8 protein-coding genes are annotated in these 7,553 nt (G+C 73.4%); 7 read left to right on the forward strand and 1 reads right to left on the reverse strand.

The genetic code is table 11. The annotated features are described in order from the left end of the window. The first annotated feature begins 46 nt into the window (after positions 1–46). From cysC to ACFWXO_RS07990, 7 genes are all read left to right on the forward strand, one after another. Positions 47–643, forward strand: coding sequence for an adenylyl-sulfate kinase (gene cysC / locus ACFWXO_RS07960; RefSeq protein ID WP_375890144.1), 597 nt, complete (start codon positions 47–49; stop codon positions 641–643). Continuing rightward, positions 640–1,596, forward strand: a complete 957-nt coding sequence (gene cysD, locus ACFWXO_RS07965; protein ID WP_375890142.1) for a sulfate adenylyltransferase subunit CysD — start codon at positions 640–642, stop codon at positions 1,594–1,596. The genes cysC and cysD overlap by 4 nt, the downstream gene beginning before the upstream one ends. Beyond that, a complete protein-coding gene (locus ACFWXO_RS07970) occupies positions 1,596–2,933 on the forward strand; it encodes a sulfate adenylyltransferase subunit 1 (RefSeq protein WP_380522778.1) in 1,338 nt (445 codons plus the stop codon). The genes cysD and ACFWXO_RS07970 overlap by 1 nt, the downstream gene beginning before the upstream one ends. A gap of 240 nt (positions 2,934–3,173) precedes the next feature. Then, on the forward strand, positions 3,174–4,343 hold the full coding sequence (locus tag ACFWXO_RS07975; protein ID WP_380522779.1) for an aliphatic sulfonate ABC transporter substrate-binding protein: 1,170 nt from the start codon (positions 3,174–3,176) through the stop codon (positions 4,341–4,343). A 147-nt stretch (positions 4,344–4,490) separates the two neighbouring features. Then, positions 4,491–5,294, forward strand: a complete 804-nt coding sequence (locus tag ACFWXO_RS07980; RefSeq protein ID WP_375890137.1) for an ABC transporter ATP-binding protein — start codon at positions 4,491–4,493, stop codon at positions 5,292–5,294. Beyond that, positions 5,281–6,198, forward strand: coding sequence for an ABC transporter permease (locus ACFWXO_RS07985; protein ID WP_380522781.1), 918 nt, complete (start codon positions 5,281–5,283; stop codon positions 6,196–6,198). The genes ACFWXO_RS07980 and ACFWXO_RS07985 overlap by 14 nt, the downstream gene beginning before the upstream one ends. Before the next feature lie 11 nt (positions 6,199–6,209). Next, positions 6,210–6,956: a sirohydrochlorin chelatase gene (locus ACFWXO_RS07990; RefSeq protein WP_380522782.1), complete on the forward strand. Its 747-nt coding sequence runs from the start codon at positions 6,210–6,212 to the stop codon at positions 6,954–6,956. A gap of 13 nt (positions 6,957–6,969) precedes the next feature. Here the strand turns inward: ACFWXO_RS07990 and ACFWXO_RS07995 are convergent, their stop codons facing one another. Further along, positions 6,970–7,356: a hypothetical protein gene (locus tag ACFWXO_RS07995; RefSeq protein WP_380522783.1), complete on the reverse strand. Its 387-nt coding sequence runs from the start codon at positions 7,354–7,356 to the stop codon at positions 6,970–6,972. Positions 7,357–7,553: the final 197 nt, after the last annotated feature.

Genomic DNA, 7,553 nt, shown 5'->3' on the forward strand with positions numbered 1-7,553 from the left:
CCCCGGCCTCCTGACCGTCCGTCAACCACCGCGTAAGGAACGAACCGTGACAGCTCACACCCCGGCCGCCGACGGAGCCGCAGAGGCGGCCCCCGCGGCCGCCCCCTGCGAGCGCGGCGCCACCGTGTGGCTGACCGGGCTGCCGAGCGCGGGCAAGACCACCCTGGCCTTCGCACTGGCCGGGCGGCTGCGCGCCGAGGGCCACAAGGTCGAGGTGCTGGACGGCGACGAGATCCGCGAGTTCCTCTCCAAGGGCCTCGGCTTCTCCCGCGAGGACCGGCACACCAACGTCACCCGGATCGGCTTCGTCGCCGAGAAGCTCGCCGCCAACGGCGTCAAGGTGCTCGCCCCGGTGATCGCCCCGTTCGCCGACTCCCGCACCGCGGTGCGCGAGCGGCACGCCGCGGCCGGCACCGAGTTCCTGGAGATCCACGTCGCCACCCCGGTCGAGCTGTGCGCCGAACGGGACGTCAAGGGCCTGTACGCCAAGCAGGCCGCCGGGGAGATCTCCGGCCTGACCGGCGTCGACGACCCGTACGAGGCCCCGGCCGCACCGGAGTTGCGCCTCCAGACGCAGGGCCGCGCGGTCGCCGAGTCCGCCGCCGAGCTGCACGCCTTCCTGACCGAGAGGGGTCTGGCATGACCACCGCGACCGACAGCCCGGTCCGCACCCAGGACGCCGGCCAGGATTCAGGGGGGCCCTTCGCGCTGTCCCACCTGGACGCGCTGGAGGCCGAGTCGGTGCACATCTTCCGCGAGGTCGCGGGGGAGTTCGAGCGCCCGGTGATCCTGTTCTCCGGCGGCAAGGACTCCATCCTGATGCTGCACCTGGCGCTCAAGGCCTTCGCACCGGCCGCCGTGCCCTTCTCCCTCCTGCACGTCGACACCGGCCACAACTTCCCCGAGGTCCTGGCCTACCGCGACCGGACCGTCGCCGAGCACAACCTGCGCCTGCACGTCGCCCACGTCCAGGACTTCATCGACGACGGCCGGCTGCGCGAGCGCCCCGACGGCACCCGCAACCCGCTGCAGACCGTGCCGCTGCTCGACGCCATCGAGACCAACCGCTTCGACGCGGTGTTCGGCGGCGGGCGCCGCGACGAGGAGAAGGCCCGCGCCAAGGAGCGCGTCTTCTCCCTGCGCGACGAGTTCGGCGCCTGGGACCCGCGCCGCCAGCGCCCCGAGCTGTGGTCGCTGTACAACGGCCGGCACGCCGTCGGCGAGCACGTGCGGGTCTTCCCGCTGTCCAACTGGACCGAGCTGGACGTCTGGCAGTACATCGAGCGCGAGGGCATCGAACTGCCCGAGATCTACTACGCCCACGAGCGGGACGTCTTCGCCCGCAGCGGCATGTGGCTGACCGCCGGCGAGTGGGGCGGCCCCAAGGACAGCGAGCCCGTCGAGCGGCGCCTGGTGCGCTACCGCACCGTCGGCGACATGTCCTGCACCGGCGCCGTCGACTCCGACGCCACCACCATCGAGGCCGTGATCGCCGAGATCGCCGCCAGCCGCCTCACCGAGCGCGGCGCCACCCGCGCCGACGACAAGCTGTCCGAGGCCGCGATGGAAGACCGCAAGCGCGAGGGGTACTTCTAATGAGCACCACCAGCACGACCGTCGGGACCAGCGCCACCTCCCTGCTGCGCTTCGCCACCGCCGGCTCCGTCGACGACGGCAAGTCCACCCTGGTCGGCCGCCTGCTGCACGACTCCAAGTCGGTGCTCGCCGACCAGCTGGAGGCCGTCGAGCACGCCTCCCGCAGCCGCGGCCAGGAGGCACCCGACCTCGCGCTGCTCACCGACGGCCTGCGGGCCGAACGCGAGCAGGGCATCACCATCGACGTCGCCTACCGCTACTTCGCCACCCCCCGGCGCCGGTTCATCCTCGCCGACACCCCCGGGCACGTGCAGTACACCCGCAACATGGTGACCGGCGCCTCCACCGCCGAGCTCGCCGTCGTCCTGGTCGACGCCCGCAACGGCGTGGTCGAGCAGACCCGCCGGCACGCCGCCGTCGCCGCCCTGCTGCGGGTGCCGCACGTGGTGCTGGCCGTCAACAAGATGGACCTGGTCGACTACGCCGAGCCGGTGTTCGCCGCGATCGCCGCCGAGTTCACCGCCTACGCCGCCTCGCTCGGGGTCAAGGACGTGCTGGCCGTCCCGATCTCCGCCCTCGCCGGGGACAACGTCGTCGAGCCGTCCGCGCAGATGGACTGGTACGGCGGCCCGACCCTGCTGGAGCACCTGGAGACCGTCCCGGTCGGCAGCGACCCCGGCGCGGAGCCCGCCCGCTTCCCCGTCCAGTACGTGATCCGCCCGCAGACCGAGGAGCACCCCGACTACCGCGGCTACGCGGGCCAGCTGGCCTCCGGCGTGCTGCGCGTCGGCGACCCCGTCACCGTGCTGCCCTCCGGCCACACCACCACCGTCGCCGCCATCGACGCCCTCGGACGGGAAACGGACCTCGCCTGGGCCCCGCAGTCGGTCACCGTCCGCCTCGCCGACGACCTCGACGTCTCCCGCGGCGACCTCATCACCGCCGGGGCCTCCCCCGCCCCCACCAAGGACATCGAGGCCACCGTCAGCCACCTCAACGAGCGGCCGCTGCGCGCCGGGGACAAGGTGCTGCTCAAGCACACCACCCGCACCGTGCGCGCCCTCGTCAAGGAGATCACCTACCGCATCGACATCGACACCCTCGAACAGCGCTCCGGCACCGAGGGGTTGAACGTCAACGACATCGGCCACGTGAAGCTGCGCACCGCCGAGCCGCTGGCCCTCGACGACTACACCGACAACCGCCGCACCGGCTCGTTCCTGCTGATCGACCCGGCCGACGGCACCACCCTCACCGCCGGCATGGCGGGCGAGGCCTTCGCCACCGTACGCACCGACGGCGCGCCCGGCGCGCCCGAAGAGGAGGACTGGGTCTGATGCCCAGCGAGGCGTTCTCGGGCATGGACAAGGAAGGCGGCCGCATCGGCAGCGGCGTCCTCGGCAGCGGCCAGGGCGGCTTGACCCGATGTGCGGGCCGACGGGGCTGAGAACGCCCCGTCACCGGGCCGCTCCCCACGGCCGCCCGGCTTGCCCGGCACACCCCCTGCCGCAAGCGCCACCTTCCCACCGTCCGCCCGGGACCGCTTCCTGACGGTCCGTCCGCGAACAGGACCCACCATGGCACCGCACCAGGCACCCTCGTACCGCACCCCCTCCGATCGGCCCGCCCGCCCCAACGCCGGCCGGATCAGACGCACGGCCGCGGCCGCCGCCGCCGGCCTGACCGCCGTCGCCCTGCTGTCGGCCTGCAGCTACGGCTCCAAGGCCGACACCAAGGCCGACACCGCGGCCACCGTGGGGAGTTCGGCGTCCGGCCCCAAGCTCACCGCGGACACGGTGAAGATCGGCTACTTCGCCAACCTGACCCACGGCACCCCGCTGGTCGGGCTCCAGGAAGGCATATTCCAGAAGGAGTTGGGCGCCACCCAGGTGAAGACCCAGGTCTTCAACGCGGGCCCGGCGGAGATCGAGGCGCTCAACGCCGGATCGATCGACATCGGCTGGATCGGCCCCTCCCCGGCGATCAACGGCTACACCAAGTCCGACGGCAAGTCCTTGAAGATCATCGGCGGTTCGGCCTCCGGCGGGGTCAAGCTGGTGGTCAACCCCGAGAAGATCGGCTCGCTGGACGACCTCAAGGGCAAGAAGATCGCCACCCCGCAGCTGGGCAACACCCAGGACGTGGCGCTGCTCAACTACCTGGCCGGCAAGGGCTACAAGGTCGACGCGGCGTCCGGCGCGGGCGACGTCTCGGTGGTGCGCACCGACAACAAGGTCACCCCCGACGCCTACCGGCAGGGCTCCATCGACGGCGCCTGGGTGCCCGAGCCCACCGCCTCCAAGCTGGTCACCCTCGGCGCGAAGGTCCTGCTCAACGAGAAGGACGTCTGGCCGGACAAGAAGTTCGTGATCACCAACATCATCGTCTCGCAGAAGTTCCTCAAGGAGCACCCGGACGTGGTGGAGGCCGTGCTGCGCGGCTCGGTGAACACCAACGCCTTCATCAAGGCCAACCCCGACAAGGCCAAGGCCGACGCCAACGAGGCGATCAAGAAGGAGGCCGGCAACGCGCTGGAGCCGGCCGTCCTCGACCCGGCCTGGTCCGACATCGACTTCCTGGACGACCCGCTGGCGAACACCCTCCAGGCCGAGGCCGACCACGCCGTCACCGCCGGGCTCCTCAAGAAGCCCAACCTGAACGGCATCTACGACCTCACCCTGCTGAACAAGGTCCTCGCGGCCAAGGACCAGGCGCCCGTGGCGGACGCCGGACTCGGCGCCAAGTAGCCCGGCGCCTCGCAGCTCCGCGGTCCGGCCCCCGCCCGCCCGGTCGATCCCCGATCGATGCCCACCGGGCCGGGCGGGGCCGGACCCGGCCTCCCGCTCCGCAGCCCCCGCCAGCCCCGCCAGACCACTCACGCAGGAGGTGCCCGGATGACCCCGGCACTGACCACCTCGGCGGACGCCCCCGGCGCCGACGCCACCGGCGGCACGCCCGCCGTCCGGATCTCGCACGTGCACAAGTCCTTCGGCCGCCCGGGCGCCGCCACCCACGTGCTGGACGACATCACCCTCGACGTCGCGCCCGGCGAGTTCGTCACCCTGCTCGGCGCCTCGGGCTGCGGCAAGTCCACCCTGCTCAACCTGGTCGCCGGCCTCGACGCGCCCACCCGCGGCAGCATCGAGGTGTCCGGCGGCCGCCCCGCCCTGATGTTCCAGGAGCACGCCCTGTTCCCCTGGCTCACCGCCGGGAAGAACATCGAACTGGCCCTCAAGCTGGCCGGCGTCCCCCGCCCCGAGCGCCGCGCCGAGGCCGAGCGCCTGCTCGAACTCGTCCGCCTGAACGGCGCGTACGGCAAGCGGGTGCACGAGCTGTCCGGCGGCATGCGCCAGCGCGTCGCGATGGCCCGCGCCCTCGCCCAGGGCAGCAAGGTGCTGCTGATGGACGAGCCCTTCGCGGCCCTCGACGCCATCACCCGGGACGTCCTGCACGACGAGATCACCCGGATCTGGGCCGAGCGGCAGCTGTCCGTCCTGTTCGTCACCCACAACGTGCGCGAGGCCGTCCGGCTGGCCCAGCGCGTCGTGCTGCTCTCCTCCCGCCCCGGCCGGGTCGCCCGGGAGTGGCGGATCGACCTTCCGCAGCCGCGCCGCATCGAGTCCTCCGGCGTCGCCGACCTGTCCATCGAGATCACCGAAGAACTGCGTGGGGAGATCCGTCGCCATGGCCAGCACTGACACCGCTCCCGTCGTCCTGGACAAGAACCCCGTCTCCGACGGCGTCTCCGACAGCGCCGACGTCGGCGCCGGCCTGGACGCCCTCGACTCCGTCACCGCCCGGCGCAGCTCGCTCGGCGAGGTGCTGCGCGGCAAGGCCCTGCCGCCGCTGATCGGCGTGCTGGTGGTGCTGGCACTGTGGCAGGGCGCGTACAGCCTGCACCTCACCTCCTCGTACAAGCTGCCCAGCCCCACCGACGTGTGGCACTCCCTCCAGGACCTCTGGTACCAGGGCACGCTGTTCTCGATCATCTGGACCAGCGTCTGGCGCGGCCTGTCGGGCTTCCTGCTCGCCGTCGTCATCGGCACCCCGATCGGCCTGGTCGTCGCCCGGGTCAGGCCGGTGCGCACCGCGATCGGCCCGGTCCTCCAGGGCCTCCAGTCGCTGCCCTCGGTCGCCTGGGTGCCGGCCGCGGTCATCTGGCTCGGCATCAACGACCAGATGATGTACGCGGTGATCCTGCTCGGCGCCGTCCCGTCCATCGCCAACGGGCTGGTGGCCGGCATCGACCAGGTCCCGCCGCTGTTCCTGCGGGCCGGGCGCACCCTCGGCGCCACCGGCCTGACCGGCGCCCGCCACGTGCTCATCCCCGCCGCGCTGCCCGGCTACCTGGCCGGCCTCAAGCAGGGCTGGGCGTTCTCCTGGCGCTCCCTGATGGCCGCCGAGCTCGTCGCCTCCTCCCCCGACCTCGGCCGGGGCCTGGGCCGGTTCCTGGAGGACCAGCGCGAGTTCTCCGACATGTCCGGGGTGCTGCTCGGCATCATCCTGATCCTGTTCGTCGGCATCGCCATCGAACTGCTCGTCTTCACCCCGGTCGAACGCCGGGTGCTGCGCAACCGCGGCCTGCTGGCCTCCGGCAAGTGAGGCGGCCGCCGGTGCCCGCCCTCCTGCTCATCGCCCACGGCAGCCGCGACCCGCGGCACGCCGCGACCGTGGCCGCGCTGGTCCGGGAGGTGCGGGCCCAGCGGCCCGCCCTGGAGGTCGCCACCGCCTACCTGGACCACTGCGCGCCGCGGATCCCCCAGCTGGTCGGGCGGTCCGGCCGGTTCGGGCGGGCGGCGGACGCGGTGGCCGTCCCGCTGCTGCTCAACCGGGCCTTCCACGCCAAGCACGACATCCCCGCCGCGCTGCGCGCTACCGGCGCGGGCCTGCCGGTGGCGGACGTGCTGGGCCCCTCCCCGCTGCTGCTCGCCGCCCTGGACCGCCGGCTGGCCGGGGCCGGGCTCGACGTCGGCTCGGCGGCGGTCCGCGCCCGTACGGGTGTGGTGCTGGCCGCGGCCGGCTCCTCCGACCCGGCCGCCGACGCGGCCACCCGCCGGGTCGCCGCCGAGTGGCGCCGCACCCGCGGCTGGGCCGCCGTCGAGGTCGCGTACGCCTCGGCGGCGGGCCCGCGCGTGCCCGACGCCCTCGCCGCCCTGCGCGCGGCAGGCGCCGAGCGGACCGCCGTCGCCCCGTACCTGCTGGCCCCGGGCCTGCTGCCGGACCGCATCGCGGCGGCTGCGGCGGGCGCGGACCTGGTCGCCGACGTCCTCGGCGCCGCCCCGGAGCTGGCCGCTCTGCTGCTGGAACGCTACGACGAGGCCCGTCGGGCGGCGGCAACGGTTCCGGCGCTGAGCGCCTGAGCCGGAGTCCGGCTCAGCGTGCCTCCGTCTCCGCCCGGTGCACGTACGCGGCGATCTCGACGGCTTCCCAGTGCCGCGCCCGCTCGAAGTGCCGACCGGTCCGGGCCGCATGCTCCTGCTGGTGACGCGCGACGGCGGCGGTGATCACGCTCAGTGGCACGGTCCCGCCCGGGTCCACGACGGTGGCTTCGACCCATTCCCGGAGGAGGACGCCCGGCTCGGTCTCCCGCTCCTGCGCCCGTCGTCGCACCTCGTCCATCACCGGCTTGGGCAGCCGCAGCCAGGTGGTGATCATCGCCGGCTCCGGGGCCGGCGGCTCGGCGTCCATGAGCTGGCCCCCGGCCAGTTCGCGCGTCCCGCCGTACTCGGCGCTCGCTTCGAGCTCCGGCTCGTCGGCCATCCACCACTCCCATCGAGCCACCGGGCCTCTCCCGTCTCCTGGGCCGCAGCGTGCCAGCGGCCCGCACGCCGGGCCAGCCGCACCCACTCGGGCGGGTGACGGCTAGTGTCCTGAGTCCTTGATCCGTCGTTGGTCAGTGCATGGGACGTCCTGGGCCGAGGCTGGCCGAGCTGGTGTTGTCGGATCACGAGCGGCAG

The organism is Kitasatospora sp. NPDC059088, from assembly GCF_042738155.1.
Lineage (GTDB): Bacteria > Actinomycetota > Actinomycetes > Streptomycetales > Streptomycetaceae > Kitasatospora.

Coding starts and splice junctions, on each gene's coding strand:
- cysD (WP_375890142.1), top strand. CDS start 640: ATGACCACCGCGACCGACAGCCCGGTCCGCACCCAGGACGCCGGCCAG.
- ACFWXO_RS07970 (WP_380522778.1), top strand. CDS start 1,596: ATGAGCACCACCAGCACGACCGTCGGGACCAGCGCCACCTCCCTGCTG.
- ACFWXO_RS07975 (WP_380522779.1), top strand. CDS start 3,174: ATGGCACCGCACCAGGCACCCTCGTACCGCACCCCCTCCGATCGGCCC.
- ACFWXO_RS07980 (WP_375890137.1), top strand. CDS start 4,491: ATGACCCCGGCACTGACCACCTCGGCGGACGCCCCCGGCGCCGACGCC.
- ACFWXO_RS07985 (WP_380522781.1), top strand. CDS start 5,281: ATGGCCAGCACTGACACCGCTCCCGTCGTCCTGGACAAGAACCCCGTC.
- ACFWXO_RS07995 (WP_380522783.1), bottom strand. CDS start 7,356: ATGGCCGACGAGCCGGAGCTCGAAGCGAGCGCCGAGTACGGCGGGACG.